General features: G+C 66.8%; 14 protein-coding genes. 5 read left to right on the top strand and 9 right to left on the bottom strand.

Annotated features, from left to right (window positions below; translation table 11 throughout):
- The first annotated feature begins 373 nt into the window (after positions 1-373).
- Together AC5RWX_RS17240 and AC5RWX_RS17235 are read left to right on the top strand one after the other, a co-directional pair.
- Positions 374-700, top strand: a complete 327-nt coding sequence (locus tag AC5RWX_RS17240) for a cupin domain-containing protein (RefSeq protein WP_493957899.1) — start codon at positions 374-376, stop codon at positions 698-700.
- 117 nt (positions 701-817) lie between these two features.
- The gene (locus AC5RWX_RS17235; RefSeq protein ID WP_493942962.1) at positions 818-1,015 is read left to right on the top strand and encodes a hypothetical protein; all 198 of its coding nucleotides are present in this window, start codon (positions 818-820) and stop codon (positions 1,013-1,015) included.
- 107 nt (positions 1,016-1,122) lie between these two features.
- Here AC5RWX_RS17235 and glnA read toward each other — a convergent pair whose 3' ends face one another.
- Positions 1,123-2,547: a type I glutamate--ammonia ligase gene (gene glnA, locus AC5RWX_RS17230; RefSeq protein ID WP_493940345.1), complete on the bottom strand. Its 1,425-nt coding sequence runs from the start codon at positions 2,545-2,547 to the stop codon at positions 1,123-1,125.
- A gap of 236 nt (positions 2,548-2,783) precedes the next feature.
- On the opposite strand from glnA, the gene AC5RWX_RS17225 reads away from it, so the two are divergent.
- Positions 2,784-3,221, top strand: coding sequence for an RDD family protein (locus AC5RWX_RS17225; protein WP_493940346.1), 438 nt, complete (start codon positions 2,784-2,786; stop codon positions 3,219-3,221).
- Between the two features lie 89 nt (positions 3,222-3,310).
- Here AC5RWX_RS17225 and AC5RWX_RS17220 read toward each other — a convergent pair whose 3' ends face one another.
- From AC5RWX_RS17220 to lipB, 3 genes are all read right to left on the bottom strand, one after another.
- Positions 3,311-4,066 carry a DUF4191 domain-containing protein gene (locus tag AC5RWX_RS17220; RefSeq protein ID WP_493940347.1) on the bottom strand — a complete coding sequence of 252 codons (756 nt, stop codon included), beginning with the start codon at positions 4,064-4,066 and terminating at the stop codon, positions 3,311-3,313.
- Positions 4,067-4,171: 105 nt separating this feature from the next.
- Positions 4,172-5,176, bottom strand: a complete 1,005-nt coding sequence (gene lipA, locus AC5RWX_RS17215) for a lipoyl synthase (protein WP_493940348.1) — start codon at positions 5,174-5,176, stop codon at positions 4,172-4,174.
- A complete protein-coding gene (lipB, locus tag AC5RWX_RS17210; protein WP_493957898.1) occupies positions 5,173-5,889 on the bottom strand; it encodes a lipoyl(octanoyl) transferase LipB in 717 nt (238 codons plus the stop codon). Before lipB ends, lipA begins: the two co-directional genes overlap by 4 nt.
- A gap of 101 nt (positions 5,890-5,990) precedes the next feature.
- Between lipB and AC5RWX_RS17205 the strand changes: the two genes are divergently transcribed.
- Positions 5,991-7,781, top strand: a complete 1,791-nt coding sequence (locus AC5RWX_RS17205; protein ID WP_493957897.1) for a serine/threonine-protein kinase — start codon at positions 5,991-5,993, stop codon at positions 7,779-7,781.
- 37 nt (positions 7,782-7,818) lie between these two features.
- The gene (locus AC5RWX_RS17200) at positions 7,819-11,310 is read left to right on the top strand and encodes a S41 family peptidase (protein ID WP_493957896.1); all 3,492 of its coding nucleotides are present in this window, start codon (positions 7,819-7,821) and stop codon (positions 11,308-11,310) included.
- An 82-nt stretch (positions 11,311-11,392) separates the two neighbouring features.
- On the opposite strand, the gene AC5RWX_RS17195 is transcribed toward AC5RWX_RS17200, so the two are convergent.
- From AC5RWX_RS17195 to AC5RWX_RS17175, 5 genes are all read right to left on the bottom strand, one after another.
- Positions 11,393-11,824 carry an OsmC family peroxiredoxin gene (locus AC5RWX_RS17195; protein WP_493957895.1) on the bottom strand — a complete coding sequence of 144 codons (432 nt, stop codon included), beginning with the start codon at positions 11,822-11,824 and terminating at the stop codon, positions 11,393-11,395.
- A gap of 173 nt (positions 11,825-11,997) precedes the next feature.
- The gene (locus tag AC5RWX_RS17190) at positions 11,998-12,348 is read right to left on the bottom strand and encodes a hypothetical protein (protein WP_493957894.1); all 351 of its coding nucleotides are present in this window, start codon (positions 12,346-12,348) and stop codon (positions 11,998-12,000) included.
- Positions 12,349-12,519: 171 nt separating this feature from the next.
- Positions 12,520-14,268: a 2-oxoglutarate dehydrogenase, E2 component, dihydrolipoamide succinyltransferase gene (gene sucB, locus AC5RWX_RS17185; protein WP_493957893.1), complete on the bottom strand. Its 1,749-nt coding sequence runs from the start codon at positions 14,266-14,268 to the stop codon at positions 12,520-12,522.
- A gap of 112 nt (positions 14,269-14,380) precedes the next feature.
- Positions 14,381-15,763 (bottom strand): dihydrolipoyl dehydrogenase, encoded by a 1,383-nt coding sequence (gene lpdA / locus AC5RWX_RS17180; RefSeq protein WP_493957892.1) that lies wholly within the window; start codon positions 15,761-15,763, stop codon positions 14,381-14,383.
- Positions 15,764-15,945: 182 nt separating this feature from the next.
- Positions 15,946-17,469: a leucyl aminopeptidase gene (locus tag AC5RWX_RS17175; RefSeq protein ID WP_493957891.1), complete on the bottom strand. Its 1,524-nt coding sequence runs from the start codon at positions 17,467-17,469 to the stop codon at positions 15,946-15,948.
- Positions 17,470-17,503: the final 34 nt, after the last annotated feature.

The raw sequence follows: 17,503 nt of genomic DNA, 5'->3' as shown, positions 1-17,503 counted from the left end.
GGGCCGGTGACAGGTCGGATTGCGGATGCTCAAAGGAGACGGTCTTGTGCCCGTGGAGCTGAAACGCACCCGCGCCTCGGGCTATGGAAGAAGTTGAATGACTTCTCCCTCATCTCTGTCGCGGTAGCGGATTGGCTTATGGGACGGGTCGGTCCCTCTAAATGGGACAGAGCTAGCTAGGCTGGCACCGTTTGGTCGAAACGCGTGCGCGCCATTCCGTCGGCTGCAGCCGCTACCTAGAACCCCGCGGGTAGGGTCAGCGTAACCCCAAACCTGCCTAAGACGGCGGAGCAGCTATGCTCCTATGCTGTGATGGCTGCCGGCAGGGGGCCGGGTTAGGCTGATGCCAAACCCGAGCGAAGGAGACGCCCAGATGACCGACATCGATGTGCTTGGACGCGAACACCTGGCGGTGGCGGTCGGAGCGCCGCACGGACGCAGCGCAGCCTTGGTGGCGCAGGACGGTCCGCTGCGCCAAACCGTGCTGGCCCTAAGAGCCGGCGCCGAACTGGGGGAGCACAATGCTCCGCTGGCCGGCACGTTGCTGGTCCTTGAAGGATCGGTGACTGTGGTCTCCGCGTCCGGCCGGATGGCGGTCAACCAGAACCAGCTGGCCGTGATCCCGCAGGAGCGGCACTCGGTGGAAGCGTCCGAGGACTCGGTGTTCCTGCTGACGGCGGTCACCGAAACGCGCCTCTAGGCCCTTCGAACGCCTGGGCTGGCCGCACGGCGCCGGGCAGCCTCATCCCGACGTGACGGATGCGGACGAGCCGGCCGGAGACAGGACGTGGTGCTGCGGGCGTGGCAAAATGTGGCTATGGGTGGACACGAAGAATCCACACTCAGCGGCCGCACACCCCGTCCGGTGCGGAGCATGCTCATCGTAGCGGTGGTCTTGTTTCTGGTGCTCCTGGTGATACTCCGGATCGGCTTCGCCTATTCGTTCGTGCTGACTGTCACCGCACTGTTGTTTGTTGGTGCTGTGGCAATCATCCGCAGGGCGTTAGGCCGCTAGCTGTTGACGCGCGAAAGCGGCCCACCAGCTGCCTGAGGGCAGTAGTGGGCCGCTTCGAGTAGTTGGTGCGGCCGCCGGAGCAGCAGCACACCTACCGCGGGCTGGAACTAGCAGCCGTAGTACAGCTCGAACTCGTAGGGGTTCGGGCGGGCGGCCAGCGGCAGGATTTCCTCTTCGCGCTTGTAAGCAATCCAGGTGTCGATCAGGTCCTGGGTGAAGACACCGCCGGCCTGCAGGAACTCGTTGTCCGCCTCCAGTGCTTCGAGCGCTTCCTCCAGCGAGCCCGGAGCCTTCTGGATGTCCTTGGCTTCTTCGGCGGGCAGCTCGTACAGGTCCTTATCGATCGGGTCTGCCGGCTCAATGCGGTTCTTGATCCCGTCCAGGCCCGCCATCAGCTGGGCGGCGAAGGCCAGGTACGGGTTCGAGCTGGGGTCCGGAGCACGGAACTCGATGCGCTTGGCCTTGGGGTTGGAACCGGTGATCGGGATGCGGATGCCGGCCGAGCGGTTGCCCTGCGAGTAGACCATGTTCACCGGAGCCTCGAAGCCCTTGACCAGCCGGCGGTAGGAGTTCACGGTCGGGTTGGTGAACGCGAGCACTGCGGAAGCGTGCTTGAGCAGGCCGCCGATGTACCAGCGGGCCGTGTCCGACAGGCCGGCGTAGCCCTTCTCGTCGTAGAACAGCGGCTGTCCGCCGGTCCACAGCGACTGGTGGCAGTGCATGCCGGAGCCGTTGTCGCCGAAGACGGGCTTGGGCATGAAGGTGGCGGACTTGCCCCAAGCGTCGGCCACGTTCTTGACGATGTACTTGAACTTCAGCAGGTCGTCGGCGGCGTGCGTCATGGTGCTGAACTTGTAGTTGATCTCCGCCTGGCCCGGGGCGCCAACCTCGTGGTGGGAGCGTTCGACCTCGAGGCCGACGGCGTCCAGCTCCACGCAGATCGCGTCGCGCAGGTCGGCCTGCTTGTCCGTGGGCGCTACCGGGAAGTAGCCACCCTTGACCGGAGTCTTGTAGCCCTGGTTGCCGCCTTCTTCCCTCTTGCCGGAGTTCCAGTGCGCCTCAATGGAGTCCACCCTGTAGAAGGAGTGTTCCGGGCTGGACTGGTACCGAACGTCGTCGAAAATGAAGAATTCGGCTTCTGGGGCGAAGAACGCGGTGTCGGCAATGCCGGTGGAAGCCAGGTACGCCTCGGCCCGCTCGGACACGCCGCGGGGGTCGCGGTGGTACGGATCACCGGTACGCGGGTTCACGATGGAGAAGTTCAGCGCAAGCGTCTTCTCCACCCGGAACGGATCGATGAATGCGGTGGTGACATCCGGGATCAGCTGCATGTCGGATTCGGCGATGCCCTGGAAACCGCGGATCGAGGAGCCGTCGAAGAGCTGCCCGTTCACGAAGAAGTCGGCGTCGACGGTTTTCGCCGGCACATTGAAGTGCTGCTGGACGCCGGGCAGGTCGGTGAAACGGATATCGACGAACTTGACGTCTTCGTCGGCGATGTATTTGAGGACCTCGTCCGCATTCTTGAACATCGGGGTCATGCTCCTTACGCATTCTGGGGGAACCTGCCTCCGCAGCACGGGGCCGGCAACAGTTACAACAGTAGAAGCAGGGAATTTCCCGTCAGTGTCGCAATTGTTTCGGGCAGGTTACTTAAATCGATGTGCACGGCAAGTTTACCGGCAGCTGTCTTGCCGCTGGGCCAGCAGGCGCCCCAAGCCCGAAATCCCGGGGGAGACGGCGTCATGGATGCCGGTAAACTTGAGGGGTGGTAAGTAGACGCGACCTTGGTTCCTGGCTTGAAGGACCTCCGCAATCCAACATGCAGCAGTGGCCCGGCCAGCGGCTGGGGCTACCCCAATCCGGCAGCGGCTCGATAGCCCGTCCCGGCCGCCGGATCGTGGCACTGCTGATTGACTGGCTGCTTTGTTACGCGATCGCCAACGCGTTCCTGGGCGGCGGCCAGCTGGCCATCCTGGGCGTGTTCGCCGTCGAGCAGTTGCTGCTGGTCGGCACCCTGGGTTACAGCATCGGCCACCGGCTGCTCGGCATCCAGGTGCGTAAACTCGACGGTTCCGCCCCCGGTTTGCTGGCCGCCGTGGTCCGCACCGTGCTCTTGTGCCTGGTGATTCCGGCGGCAATTTTCGACGCCGACCAGCGCGGCCTCCACGACCGGGCCATGGGCACCATCCTGATCCGCCGCTGAGGCGGCCCGCAACCCGCACAACTTCAGACTCCGAACATAGGTGAGGGGCTGCCGGTTTACTACCGGCAGCCCCTCACATGTATCCAGGATCAGCGTCCGCGCATCGCCTTGCGGTCCGGGCGGGCCTTGAACGGGTCCACACCCTTTGGGATCGGCAGCTTGCTGCTGCCCAAGGCTTGCAGCCGCTTGTCGACGGCGCTGACTTCCTGCTTGGTCAGTTCCTTCTTGAGCTTCTGCACGGTCTTGGCCACCTTGCTCAGCTCCACCTGGCCCTCGCCGCGGCCGGTCTCGATCACGTGGATCTTGACGTTGGGCAGGATCCGGCGCATCCGGCGCCGCTCCGATTCGACCAACTGGCGCACGCGGTGCGAGGGGCCCTCGGTGACCAGCACAATGCCGGGCCGGCCCACGGCGCGGAACACCGCGTCCTGGGTCCGCGGATTCACGGCCACCGGCTGGTCCTGCAGGATCCAGCCGCGGCGCAGTACGCTCAGCGCCGCCCCGGAAGCACCGGGCTGGCCCTCGATCTGCGAGAACGCCGCCCGTTCGGCGCGGCGCGACAGGATGAAGGTGGCAGCCAGCAGGCCCAGCGGGATGGAGATGATCAGCAGCGTGACCCAGTTGTTGATCAGCAGGCCGACGGCCAGGCCCACGGCGACGATGCCGAGGAAGGCCAGCAGCATGAACCAGACAACGTTCGGGTCGTTGCGCCGGGTCATCTGGAAGACCTGGCCGATCTGCTTCAGCCGGCCGGGCTGCTTGTTGGCTTTGGACGGCTTCTCAGCCTTGGGCTTGCGTGAGAAGAGACCCCGTTTCGGGGCGTCGGAATCGGTGCGGTTGGCCATAATGTCCAATTCTATCGTGACGGACGGGTCGCTTGCGCCCGGCCTCCGGACACGGCAACGGCCCGGCAGCCTGGCGGCTCCGGACCGTCGTTCCGGCCGGTTCAGTTAACGGGCGGCGATCAGCGTGGCAGCTTCCTGGCGGGTGCTGCCGGATTCGCCAATGTGGGCCAGCTCGGGCGGAAGCTCCAGGCCTTTTTTGCGCATGGCGGTGGCCCAGAGGCGGCTCGCCCGGTAGGACGAGCGCACCAAAGGTCCGCTCATCACACCCAGGAAACCGATCTCCTCGGCCTCCTGGCTCAACTCGACGAATTCCTCGGGCTTGACCCAGCGCTCCACCGGGTGGTGCCGTTCGGTCGGGCGCAGGTACTGGGTGATGGTGATCAGATCGCACCCCGCCGCGTGCAGGTCGCGCAGCGCCTCGGAGATCTCCTCGCGGGTTTCGCCCATGCCCAGGATCAGGTTGGACTTGGTCACCATGCCGTGGTCGCGGCCCTGGGTGATGACGTCCAGCGAACGCTCATAGCGGAAGGCCGGCCGAATGCGCTTGAAGATCCGCGGCACGGTTTCCACGTTGTGCGCGAACACCTCCGGCTTGGCTTCGCAGATCGCGGTGATGTGTTCGGGCTTGCCGGAGAAGTCCGGAATCAGGATTTCGACGCCGGTGCCCGGGTTGAGCTCGTGGATCTTCCGGATGGTCTCGGCATAGAGCCACACACCCTCGTCGGCCAGGTCGTCGCGGGCCACGCCGGTGACGGTGGCGTAGCGCAGGTTCATCTGCTGAACCGACTGGGCCACCTTGGTGGGCTCCAGGATGTCGACCGGCGACGGCTTGCCGGTGTGGATCTGGCAGAAGTCGCAGCGCCGGGTGCATTCCGATCCGCCGATCAAGAAGGTCGCTTCGCGGTCTTCCCAGCACTCGAAGATGTTGGGGCAGCCGGCTTCTTCGCAGACCGTGTGCAGCCCTTCCTTCTTGACCAGGTTCTTCATGGCCACGTACTCGGGTCCCATGTTGACCTTGGCTTTGATCCAGTCCGGCTTGCGCTCCACGGGGGTCGCGGCGTTGCGGGCCTCGACGCGCAGCAGGCGGCGTCCTTCGGGGGCGAGGGTCACAGCAGGGCTCCTTCGGTCTGGCGGTGGCCAGGGTCGGTGTCGGTGTCGGCAGGTCCGGGGGTGCCGGCCTTGACCAAGGAAGATTCATACGAGCGAAGTTCTGCCTCCACCCGGTCGGCGATGTCGGCCGGAGCAACGTCCAGCCCGGTTTCGGCCTGGATGGTGGTGGTGCCGGCATCGGTGATACCGCAGGCAATGATTTGGCTGTAAGGGGCCAGATCGTTCCGGCAGTTGAGTGCGAAGCCGTGCATGGTCACCCGGTGGTTGACCCGGATGCCGATGGCGGCAATTTTGCGGGCAGGGCCGCGTTCGTCGGCGTCGATCCACACACCGGACCGGCCTTCTATCCGGGTGCCGGCCACACCGTAATCGGCGAGCACGTTGATCAGTACCTGCTCAAGGATATTGACGTAGTCGGCCACCTTGGTGGGATCGGGCAGGGCCACGATCGGATAGCCCACCAGCTGGCCGGGGCCGTGCCAGGTCAGCTTGCCGCCGCGGTCCACGCTGACCACCGGGGTGCCGTCCAGCGGCCGTTCGTGTTCTTCGGTCCGTTTTCCGGCCGTGTAGACCGGGCTGTGTTCAAGCAACAGCACCGTGCTGGGAGCGGAACCCGCCACCACTTCGGCGTGCAGCCGGCGTTGCAGCGCCCAGCCTGCTTCATAATCGACGTAGTCAGGGGCGAATCCTACCCGCGAAAACTCAAGAGCCATTCCGCAAGCCTACGCTTCGACGCCCGGCACTTCTATTTGTGTAACGGAGCTGATTGTGGATAACTCCTGCGCGCTGTGGCCAAAGCGAGTAGAAGTAATGGATGGGCGACGACGAGCGGACAGATGGCGCGACCCCCGCCGGGCAGGAACCGCCGCGTCCGGCGGCGCCGGGTTTCATCGTGCAGCGGTGGCTCGGCAGCGGCGCATCGGCCTCGGTGTGGCTGGTCCGGGAAACGGCCACGGGTACCGAGTATGCCCTGAAGGTGTTGTCTGACCCGCCTCCCACTGCCAACCGCGACGACGCCGGTGCACCGCCTTTGACGCGTCGCGCGGCACGGCAGGGGACGGGTGCCGACGCCGGCAAACCGGCGCCTTGGGCGGTGGTGAGCAGGCAACAGGGGGAGGCAGCGGTCGCGGCGGCGGACCGCGAATCGGTCTTGTTGGCGGGCGGGCATCATGAGCATCTGCTGCAAACGCATGGCCAGGTGGCGACGGACCGGGGTCCGGGGCTGCTGCTGGAATATGCTGCCGGCGGATCGCTGGCAGCACTCGTCGCTGCCCGCGGCCCCCTGGCAGTGGGCGAAACGGTCACCATACTGACTCCGGTGGCCCAAGCCCTCGACTACCTGCACGGCACCGGCGTGGTCCACGGCGACGTGTCGCCCGGCAACGTGCTGTTCACGGCGGTCGGCAAACCGCTGCTGGCCGATCTGGGGATAGCGCGATCGGTGGGCAGCGTGCGCCTGCGTGCGGCGGGAACGCCCGGGTTCAGGTCACCGGCCAGAGATACGGCCGAGGGGGCGCTGGACCCGGAAGCGGACGTTTATGCACTGGCAGCCATCGGCTGGTTCGCCCTCACCGGCCGGGTGCCCGGAGCCACTGCGCACCGCCCGCCGATGGGCGCGCTGGTTCCTGATGTGCCGGAGGACCTGGTCGCCCTCCTGGAGGAAGGACTGGCAGAGCGCGCGGACGAGCGTCCGTCGGCGGCGGAGTTCGCCCGGCGGGTGATCAGGACCGCACGCCCCGAGGCGCTGGACCTGACGGCGTCGGCACATCCTTCGGTGGCCAGCCAACTGCTGACCCGGCGCGAAACAGCAGGAAGGCGGCGCCTGGCCGGAACGCTGCCGGCACCGTTGGCCCGAGCCCGCCCCCGCACCAAGGACCGCGCACGGTCCGGGATGCAACAGTGGGCGCGGGACCGCCGCAGGGGCAGCCGGCAACAGCGGGCGCCCGCCGGAACCGTCGTCGCCCCTCCACGCGCCAGGCGGGGCAAGGCAGCACTCGCGCTGGCGGCCGTGGCCGGAGCCGTGGGCCTGGCCGTCGCAGCAGGGCATTCCTTCACCGTTGCTCCGCAGCGTGCCCAGGAGGCGGTCCAGGTAACCGGCCGCGGGCAGCCCGCGCAACAGGTTGCCGGGGCGCAGCGTGAACAGCGGCCGGCAGAACCGCCGAAAGCACGGACCATGCCGGCGGACCTTGAACAGGCGCTGCAGGGCGAGGACGCGGCGGCCGCCGTGCCCGCCCTGGCTTGGTTGCGTACCGAAGCCTTGCGAACCAGGGACACCGCACTGCTCAACCGGGTCAATGTCCCCGGAACCGCAGTGATGGAAACCGACCAGGACATCATCGCGGCGCTGACCGACTCCGGCGATTGGCTGGCGGACTTTGAGACCAGGGTGGAGGACCTAGACGCGGCGGCGGAAGTCGTGGGGGAATCGGAAGCGGCCACGGTGGCTGCGACGGTCATCACCCCGCCGTTCCGCCAGTTAGCGGCCGACGGCAGCGTGGTGGAGGAGCGTTCCACACCAAGCGTGCAGCGGATCCAGCTGGAACTGGTGCGGCAGGACACGGGTTGGCTGATCCGGGCGGTCCATGAAACGCCGCCGCTGCGATGACCGAAGGGCCGCTGCCGGCGGTGACTAAGATCGAGGCATGACTTCATCCAGCTACTTCCGCTACCCGCACGTGCACGCCGATCTCGTCACGTTCGTCGCCGAGGACGATGTGTGGGTGGGACCCCTTGCCGGGGGCAGGGCGTGGCGGGTTTCATCACTGCAATTGCCGGCCAGGAACCCCAGGTTTTCGCCGGACGGGAAGAGTCTGGTCTGGGGCGTGGTGCAGGCCAGCGCGCCCGAGGTGGTGACGGCCTCGGTCGACGGCGGCGGCTTCCGCCAGCTGACTTACTGGGGACATGCCTCCACGAGGGTCAAAGGATTCACACCCCAGGGCGAAGCCTTGGCCACCAGCTCGTTCCAGCGCGAGGAATCGCGCCACACCTGGGCCTACGCCGTGCCGCTGGACGGTTCCGGCGCCCGGGTGCTCCCGTATGGCCCTGTCGACTCCGTCGCGTTCGGGCCGGAGCTTGGGGACGAGCGCCCCGTGGTGGTCGGCAGCGTGCTCTCGCGTGAACCGGCCTGGTGGAAGCGGTACCGTGGCGGCACGGCCGGGAAACTGTGGATTGACCGTGATGGAGGCGGCGAATTCGAGCGCCTCGCCGCTGAACTGGACGGGAACCTGGCCGATCCGATGTGGATCGGAGACCGAGTAGCCTTCCTCAGCGACCATGAAGGCCACGGCAACCTGTATTCGGTGCGGCCGGACGGTACAAACCTGCGCCGGCACACGGATCATGCCGGGTTCTACGTCCGCCACGCTTCCACCGACGGCACCCGGGTGGTCTTCGAGTCCGCCGGGGAGCTGTGGCTGCTCGATTCCCTGGCGGCGGAACCGCGCCGGCTTCACATCACGTTGGGCTCGGCCTCGACCAGCCGCCGCGGCCGCCCGCTTAACGTGGCACAGCACCTGGCGTCGGCCGTGCCGAATCCGAAGGGAACCGCCTCGGTCATCGAGGCACACGGAACAGTGCACTGGCTGACCCACCGGGACGGTCCTTCGCGCGTCGTGGAGTCGACGCCGGGCGTCAGGGCTCGGCTGGCGCGGCCGCTGGGAGACTCGCGGGTAGTCTATGTTGCCGACCACGGGGGCGAAGAGGCCCTCTACCTCCGCCAGGTTTTCGAACAGCTCCCGCACCTCGACGTGCCTGCCCCGGCAGAAGCCGGTGCGGCACCTGCTGAACCGGAGCCGGTCGGCTTGCCGCGCCCGGTCTCGGCCTCCGCCGTCGTCAATCCGACCCAATCCCAACCCATTGTGGAGGTGCGTTCGGGCGGAAAGCAGAGCGGCAACGCAGCGGGCGTGCAGGAAGCGGAGGCACGTTCGGCCGCAGCACTGGCCCCGCAGCAGTTGCGCCGAGTGGAACTGCCCGGACCGGACCGGGTGAGCGCGCTCGCCGCCAGCCCGGACGGGACGTTGGCAGCGGTGGCCACCGAGTACGGACAGCTGCTGGTCCTGAACGCGGAGAGCGGGGAGCTGCGCCGGCTCGCGGGCACCGACCACGGGGCAGTCAATGAGCTGACCTTTTCACCCGATTCGCGCTGGATCCTGTGGGCCGAGCCGGTGACGGCGGAGGGCACCCGGACGCGTCTGCGGCTGGTCCGGGCGGACGGCACCGGCGACATCATCGACGTGACCGACGGACGCTTCCGCGACCACGGGCCGGCGTTCACCCCGGACGGCAAGTTCGCCGCCTTCCTCTCGGAGCGAAGCTTCGACCCGGTCTATTCGACCCACAGTTTCGATTTGGGTTTCCCGGCATCAACCAAGCCGTTCCTGGTGGCCCTGGCCGCCGCCACTCCCTCTCCGTTCGGGCCCTCGGTGCACGGCACCTTGCCGGATGCGCCGCCGGCAGGGGAGAAGGAAGACGGCTCGGCGGACGGCGGCGAGACCACGCCGGCCGCCGCGGAGATCGCCGTCGATGCGGAACGTCTGGCTGAGCGGATCATCCCGGTCCCGGTCCAGCAAGGCCGCTATACACGCCTCACCGCGGTGGACGGTGCCCTGCTATGGCTTGCCACTGATCCCGCCGGCGTCACGGGAGAAGGACGTGCTTCGGCGGAGGATGCAGAGCAGTCCCAGCGGCTGGAGCGGTTCGACCTGTCCCGCCGCGAGGTTTCCGTGCTGGTGCCGGCACTGGATGCCTACGAAGTGTCGCAGGACCGCAAGCGGCTGGTGTACGTGCACAAGTCGAAGGTCAGGGCCGTGCCCGCCACCGGAAAGGTCGACGACGACTCGCCGGAGAGCGTGCAGGTGGACCTGAGCCGGATCCGGCTCACGCTGGAGCCGGTCAAGGTCTGGGGCCAGGCCTTCGACGAGGCCTGGCGGCTGCAGCGCGACTTCTACTGGGCCGAGGACATGGCGGGTTTGGACTGGCAGGGCGTCTACGACCGCTACCGGCCGCTGGTGGAACGGCTCGGTTCCCACGACGACCTGGTCGACCTGCTCTGGGAGCTGCACGGTGAACTGGGCACGTCGCATGCCTACGTCACACCCGCACCGGTCACCGAGCAGGGAGCCGGCAAGCAGGGACTGCTGGGGGCCGACCTGGTGAGGACCGACGCCGGCTGGGCCGTGCAGAAGATCCTGGCCGGGGAATCATCGGATCCGCTGGCGCTGTCTCCGCTGACCGCCCCGGGCGCAGCCGTCCAGCCGGGCGACGTGATCGCGGCCGTCGACGGCATCCCGGTGGACCCGCTCGCCGGGCCGGCGCCGCTGCTGGTGGGCGCCGCCGGCAAGACGGTCGAACTGACCATCGTCAACGGAACCGGCAGCCCGGAAGCCGGCCTGCAGCGGCGGATTGCTGTGATCCCGATCCGGGACGAGGAGCGGCTTCGCTACCAAAACTGGGTCGCCGGTAACCGCCGCAACGTCCGTGACGCCTCGAACGGGCGCTTCGGCTACCTGCACATCCCGGACATGGTGGCCCGCGGCTGGGCCCAACTGCACCGTGACTTGGACGTTGAGACAGCCAAGGACGCCCTCATCATCGATGTCCGGCGCAACCGCGGCGGTCATACCTCGCAGTTGGTGGCCGAACTGATCGGCCGCAAAGTCAACGCCTGGAGCCTCGCGCGGGGCGAGCAGCCGGGCACGTATCCCGCCCATGCCCCGCGGGGCCCCGTCGTCGTCCTCACCGATGAATATGCCGGCTCCGACGGCGACATCATCACCCAGGTGAGCAAACTGCGCGGCATCGGCCCCGTGGTCGGGACGCGGACCTGGGGCGGCGTGGTGGGCATTGACGCAAAGTTTGCGCTGGCCGACGGCACCGGGGTGACGCAGCCGCGGTATGCCTTCTGGTTCACGCAGGGCGTGGGCTGGGGCGTGGAGAACTACGGCGTGGAACCGGACATCGAGGTGCCGTTCCCGCCGCACGCCTACGGTGCGGGGGAGGACCCGCAGCTGGAGCACGGGGTGGGGATCCTGAAAGAGATGCTGGGCGAACTGCCGACCGACCAGCCACCGGCCCGCGCCGGTTACCCCGTGCTGCGCCCCGGACCGCTGCCGCCGCGGCCACAGGACGTGCGCTGACCTTCGCCGGGTTGCAGCCAACCTCAACAGAAAAACCCCGACGCATCCAGGATGCGCCGGGGTTTTTCTGTCGTGTTCGGGCCTAGCTGGCCAGGGTGGCATCAAGCGTGATGCTTGGCACCGAGGCCAGGGCGCCGGACACCGGACAGTTCTCCTTGGCGCCGGTGGCCAGGCGCTGGAAGTCCTCTTCGCTGATGCCGGGCACGGTGGCGTTGACGGTCAGGCGGATCTCGGTGATGCCGGTTCCCGGGACGAAGTCCACCGCCGCGGAGGTGGTGATGCTCTCCGCGGTGGTGCCGTGTTCCTTGAGCATGTTGCTGAACTGCATCGAGTAGCAGGTGGCGTGGGCGGCAGCCAACAGCTCTTCGGGGCTGGTCTTTCCTTCGGCCTGCTCCGCACGCGCCTTCCAGGTGACCTCGTAGGTGCCGATTCCAGACGTTTCGAATGTGGTCTGGCCGCTGCCGCCGAACAGGTCGCCCTTCCATTCGGTGCTGGCAGAACGGGTTGTAGCCATGTGTCCTCCTTGGTCGATCTCGGATGAGTTCCATGCCGGTGCCGGCCGCACGCGGCCGGCACCGTCCTTTTCATACTAGGGGAGTTGGCGGGGCCTGTCCGGTGGCACCCGGTTAAGCCACTGCGGCCGGCCCCAAGTCCGGGGCCGGCCGCAGTGGCAAATGCTTTAGGGGGTTAGTTCCACAAGGTCGCGATGGCAACGTTGAGGAGCGCCAGACCGCCGACGGAATGGGCCAAACCGGCAGAAATCGGTTCGCCGGCCTTGTACTTGCGGCGGCCAATGAACGCGAGGACGAGGACGACAAGCGCGATGACCAGCTTGATGCCCAATTTGGTGTAGTTCGCGTCCAGGTCCATGGCCGGTATCAGGCCCATCATGATGACGCCCGTGATGACCTGCAGGGCAGCGCCGTCGAACTGGCGCGGGTGGACGGTGGGCTTTTTCATGTTGCCGATCCAGATGCCGACAATCATGGCTGCACCGACGATGTGCAGGAAGACAAAGATGTTGTAAAGGATCACCATAGGCCCAGCTTAGCGGCCGGCCCGGGGCTCCAATCCGCGGCATGCCGCGGCACGCCGGATTTTTCTACCTGTTGTAGTAGCATCGCCGAAACGAGATGAAAAACAGCGGCGGGCTGCGTCCAAGAGTGAACGCAGCCCGCCGCCGATTCGTGCGTCGTGCGGAACGGTTGGTTAGAGACCCAGGTCTGCCTCGAACTGCCCGGCTTCCAGACGTGCCCGCAGCGTCTGCAGGAAACGCCCGGCATCCGCGCCGTCGACCAAACGGTGGTCGTAGGTCAGCGAGAGGTACATCATCGAACGGATCGCGATCGAGTCGTCGCCGTTCTCATCCTGCACCACCATCGGCCGCTTGACGATGCTGCCGGTCCCGAGGATACCCACCTGCGGCTGGTTGATGATCGGGGTGTCGAACAGTGCCCCGACGCTGCCAATGTTGGTGATGGAGAACGTGCCGCCGGAGAGCTCGTCCGGACCGATCTTGTTGCTCCGGGTACGGGCCGCCAGGTCGGCGATCTTCCCCGCCAGACCGGCAAGGTTGAGGTTGCCTGCGTCATTGATGACCGGTACCAGCAGGCCCTTGTCGGTGTCCACCGCAATCGCCAGGTGCTCGGCGTTGTGGTACGTGATCTCCTGCTTTTCCTCGTCGTACTCCGCGTTCAGCTTCGGATGCTGCTTGAGTGCCTCCGCCACAGCCTTGGCGATGAAGGGCAGGAAGGTCAGCTTGACGCCGTTCTGTTCCTGGAACGACTTTTTGGCGCGTTCGCGGAGCTTGGCCACCTTGGTCATGTCGATCTCATGGACCTGGGTGAGCTGCGTGGAAGCGTCGAGCGATTCGCGCATCCGGCGGGCAATGACCTGGCGGATCCGCGGAGCCTTCTCCACGGTGCCGCGCTTGGTTGAGGCTGCTGCCTGGGCGGGAGCTCCTGCGGTGGCCGCCGGGGCCGACGGAGCCGCCGCCTTCGCGGATTCGGCTGCTTCCAGCACGTCCTGCTTGCGAATGCGTCCGCCCACGCCGGTGCCCTTGACAGTGGACAGGTCCACCTTGTGCTGGTTGGCCAGCTTGCGGACCAGCGGAGTGACATAGCCGGAGTCGGAAGCTGCGGACGCTTCGGCTGGGGCAGGCGCTGCCTGCGGTGCTTCTGCAGCAGGCGCCTCGGCCTTAGGCGCTTCGGGCTTCGGCGCTTCCGCGGCGGGCTCTTCGGCCTTGGCGGGCTCCTCCACCGGAGCCTCGCGGTCCTGGGCCGGCGCGGCGGCCACCGGCTCGGCTTCCTTCGGCTCCGCCTTCGCGGGACCGGCACCGGTGCCGATGATGGCCAGGACGGAACCGACCTCGGCGGTCTCGTCCTCGGCGACCTTGATCTCCTGGATTGTGCCGGCGACGGGGGACGGGATCTCGGTGTCGACCTTGTCGGTGGAGACCTCGAGCAGCGGCTCATCGACCTCGACCGTGTCGCCGACCTGCTTCAGCCAGCGGGTGACCGTGCCTTCGGTGACGCTTTCGCCCAGGGCCGGAAGAGTGACCTCGGTGCCTTCGCCGGACCCGGCGGCCGGAGCCTCCGGGGCTTCCTGCTGCGGGGCTTCCTGCTGGGGCTCTTCCTGCTGCGCTGCAGCGGCCTCCTGCTGCGGCTCTTCTGCCGGGGCTTCCTCGGCGGGAGCCTCTTCGGCAGCCTGGCCGGAATCGGAACCGTCACCGATGCGCACCAGCGGGGCTCCGACGTCGGCGGTCTCATCCTCGGCCACCAGAATCTCTTCAACCACACCGGCTACGGGAGAGGGGATTTCCGTGTCGACCTTGTCGGTGGAAACCTCGAGCAGCGGTTCGTCGACTTCCACCCGGTCGCCGACTTGCTTCAGCCAGCGGGTCACAGTGCCTTCGGTGACGCTTTCACCGAGGGCGGGCAAGTTCACGGTTTCAGACATGTCGTCCCCGTTCTCCTTTGAGTCTATTTTCCGGCCTGGCCGGTACATCGAGTCTTACTTTTGAGCCTAGTGCACCCGCCCGGTGGGGGCGGGTGCACTAGGGGAAAGCTTGTTATCCGTGCAGCGGACGGCCGGCCAGGGCCATGGCGGCTTCACCGAGCGCCTCGTTCTGGGTCGGGTGCGCGTGGAGGAGGGATGCAACATCCTCCGGGTACGCTTCCCAGCTGACGATCAGCTGTGCTTCGCCGATCTGCTCGCCGATGCGGCCGCCGATCATGTGCATGCCCACGATGGGGCCGTCCTTCTCGCGTACCATCTTGATGATGCCGCTGGTGCCCAGGATGGAGCTCTTGCCGTTGCCGGCCAGGTTGTACTCGACCGTCTCCACGTTGTCCTTGCCATACTTCTCTTCGGCCTGCGGCTGGTTCAGGCCGACGGAGGCGATCTCCGGATCGCAGTAGGTGACCTTCGGGACGTTGATGTCCTCGATCACGGCCGGCTTGTTGCCGGCGATTTCCTCCGCCACGAAGATGCCCTGCTGGAATCCGCGGTGGGCCAGTTGGACGCCCGGCACGATGTCGCCGACGGCGTAGATGTTGCCGACACCGGTGTGCAGGCGCTCGTTGGTGATCACGAACCCGCGGTCAACGGTGATGCCGGCTTCCTCGAAGCCCAGTCCGGCAGTGCTCGGCCCGCGGCCTACTGCAACCAGCAGCAGGTCTGCCTCGAAAGTCTTGCCGTCGGCCAGGGTGACCACGACGCCGTCGTCATTCTGCTCGACCTTGTCGAAGAACACGCCGGTGTTGAACTTGATGCCGCGCTTCTTGAACGCGCGCTCCAGCTGCTTGATGATGGCCGGGTCCTCGTTCGGGACCAGCGAGGGCAGGCCCTCGACGATGGTGACGTCCACACCGAAGGACTTCCAGACGGAGGCGAACTCGACGCCGATTACGCCGCCGCCAAGGATCACAGCGCTCTTGGGCAGGGTGTCCATCTGCAGGGCGTGGTCGGACGTGATGACCTTGCCGCCGATTTCGAGGCCGGGGAGCGTCTTCGAGTAGGAGCCGGTGGCCAGCACGATGTTCTTGCCCTTGTAGGCGGTGCCGTCGACCTCAACGGTGTCCGTGCCGACGAGCTTGCCTTCACCCTCGATGACGGTGATGCCCTTGGACTTGATCAGGCCGGTGAGGCCCTTGAACTTGCCCGCGATAATGCCGTCCTTGTAAGCGTTGACGGCAGCCATGTCGATCGAGTCCATGCTCAAGTTCACGCCGTACTTGGAGGCGTCCTTGGCGTGGTCGGCCAGCTCGGCCGAATGCAGCAGGGCCTTGGTGGGGATGCAGCCGTTGTGCAGGCAGGTGCCGCCGAGCTTGGCCTTCTCCACCAGGCCGACGCTGAATCCCAGCTGGACGGCGCGCAGGGCCGCGGCATAACCGCCGCTGCCGGCGCCGAGGACCAGGATGTCGAATTCTTGCGCTGTTGCCGAATCGGCCACGTGAACGCTCCCTCGCGTGTTCGCAACGTGTGGTGACACGTCGATGAGTTGATTGGGGTTGAGATCGAAGTTGGTTTGGGTCTCACCTTAGCGGTCCCGCATACCATCATCTACTTGGTGACAGCACCAAGTGGGCGGATTGTGGGCGGACTCACGTCGGAAGGTGGGCAGGCATACGTGCCTTAGGCGCTGCGGGCAACCACATCCTCGGCGTAGGCCACCAGGGTGCGGACTGCGACGCCGGTGCCCTCCTTAGGGGTGTAGCCATGCGGCGCCCCTTCGTTGAAGGCCGGGCCGGCGATGTCCAAGTGCGCCCACGGGATGCGCACACCGGCGGTCTCGCCCACGAACTCACGCAGGAAGATCGCGGCGGTCAGCATGCCGCCGTACTTGTCGCCCATATTCGAGAGGTCTGCCACCTGGGAATCCAACCCGGAGCGCAGTTCCTCCGGCAGCGGCATCGGCCAGAACAGTTCCCCCGCCCGATCCGCGGCAGCCTTCACCGCATCCCGCACCGGTTCTTCGCCCATGACGGCGCCCACCCGGCTTCCCAACGCCACCATCTGCGCGCCGGTCAAGGTGGCGACGTCCAGCAACACGTCCGGATGTTCCTCGCTGGCCGCAGCCAACCCGTCCGCCATCACCAGCCGGCCTTCGGCGTCGGTGTTGAGCACTTCCACCGTCTTGCCGCCATACATGGTTAATACGTCGGAGGGGCGGGACGCGGTGCCGGAGGGCATGTTTTCCGCCAGGCAAAGCCACGCGGTGGCCTTGACCGGCAATCCCAACTCAGCGATGGCCAAAACGGCGTTCAGAACGACGGCGGCACCCGCCATGTCGCACTTCATGGTCATCATGCCGGCGGCTGGCTTGAGCGACAGGCCGCCGGAGTCGAAGGTGATGCCCTTGCCGACGAAGGCGAGTTTCGCCTTGGCCCGGACCGGGGCATATTCCACCTTGACCAACCGCGGTGGCCGGGTCGATCCCTTGCCGACGCCGGTCAGGCCGCCGTAGCCGTCCTTCTCCAGCTTGTCCTCGTCCAACACGGTGACTTTGACCGGCAGGCCCTTGGCCATCTGCGCTGCGGCCTCGGCGAACGACGCAGGGTAGAGGTGGCTCGGCGGCTGATTGACCAGGGAGCGCGTCGCATTGACCGCGCGGCCCAGCACGGCGGCCCGTTTGAGCGCCTTGGCCAGTTCTTTGTCGCCTGCAACGGGCGTGAGCACCGTGGCTTCGGCGACCGGGCTGCGGCCACCGTTTTCGCGGCTGCGATGTTCGTTGAAGGCATAGGCGCCGAGCGCCGCGCCTTCGGCCACAGCCGCGGCTTCGGCCACCGTTGCCGCCGGCAAGCCCAAGGCCACGGACTGGACCCCGGCCAATTGGCGCACCGCCGAGCCGGCCGCACGGCGCAGGGTCTCGATGGTCACAGCATTGCCGGGCAGCAGCTTCCCGACGCCGGCCAACACCAGCACGTCGGTGCCGGACTCCGGCAGACCCGGCAGCCGGTGGACCTCGTCGGCGGCGCCCGTGACGCCGAGCAGCGGCAGGGTATCCGCCAGGGCCTGGGCGGACTTGGCTGATAACGGATTCTCCAGCAGGACCGGGCCGTTGCTGCCCTGCCCGACCGCGATGACGAGGGCATCGGACTTGGCTTTTTTGACATCCTTGGCAATGGCGCTGAGCTTCAGCTCGGTCGTGGGGATCACGCAGATCTGTCCTAACTTCTCCTTCAGCCGGCCA

This window comes from Arthrobacter sp. SPT-J7, assembly GCF_059089965.1.
Note: the sequence above shows the minus strand (reverse complement) of the source record. Positions and strands in the feature narration are given on the sequence as shown.

Coding starts and splice junctions, on each gene's coding strand:
- AC5RWX_RS17195 (WP_493957895.1), bottom strand. CDS start 11,824: ATGGCTACAACCCGTTCTGCCAGCACCGAATGGAAGGGCGACCTGTTC.
- AC5RWX_RS17190 (WP_493957894.1), bottom strand. CDS start 12,348: ATGGTGATCCTTTACAACATCTTTGTCTTCCTGCACATCGTCGGTGCA.
- lipB (WP_493957898.1), bottom strand. CDS start 5,889: ATGGCTCTTGAGTTTTCGCGGGTAGGATTCGCCCCTGACTACGTCGAT.
- AC5RWX_RS17200 (WP_493957896.1), top strand. CDS start 7,819: ATGACTTCATCCAGCTACTTCCGCTACCCGCACGTGCACGCCGATCTC.
- AC5RWX_RS17205 (WP_493957897.1), top strand. CDS start 5,991: ATGGGCGACGACGAGCGGACAGATGGCGCGACCCCCGCCGGGCAGGAA.
- glnA (WP_493940345.1), bottom strand. CDS start 2,547: ATGTTCAAGAATGCGGACGAGGTCCTCAAATACATCGCCGACGAAGAC.
- AC5RWX_RS17220 (WP_493940347.1), bottom strand. CDS start 4,066: ATGGCCAACCGCACCGATTCCGACGCCCCGAAACGGGGTCTCTTCTCA.
- AC5RWX_RS17235 (WP_493942962.1), top strand. CDS start 818: ATGGGTGGACACGAAGAATCCACACTCAGCGGCCGCACACCCCGTCCG.
- AC5RWX_RS17240 (WP_493957899.1), top strand. CDS start 374: ATGACCGACATCGATGTGCTTGGACGCGAACACCTGGCGGTGGCGGTC.
- sucB (WP_493957893.1), bottom strand. CDS start 14,268: ATGTCTGAAACCGTGAACTTGCCCGCCCTCGGTGAAAGCGTCACCGAA.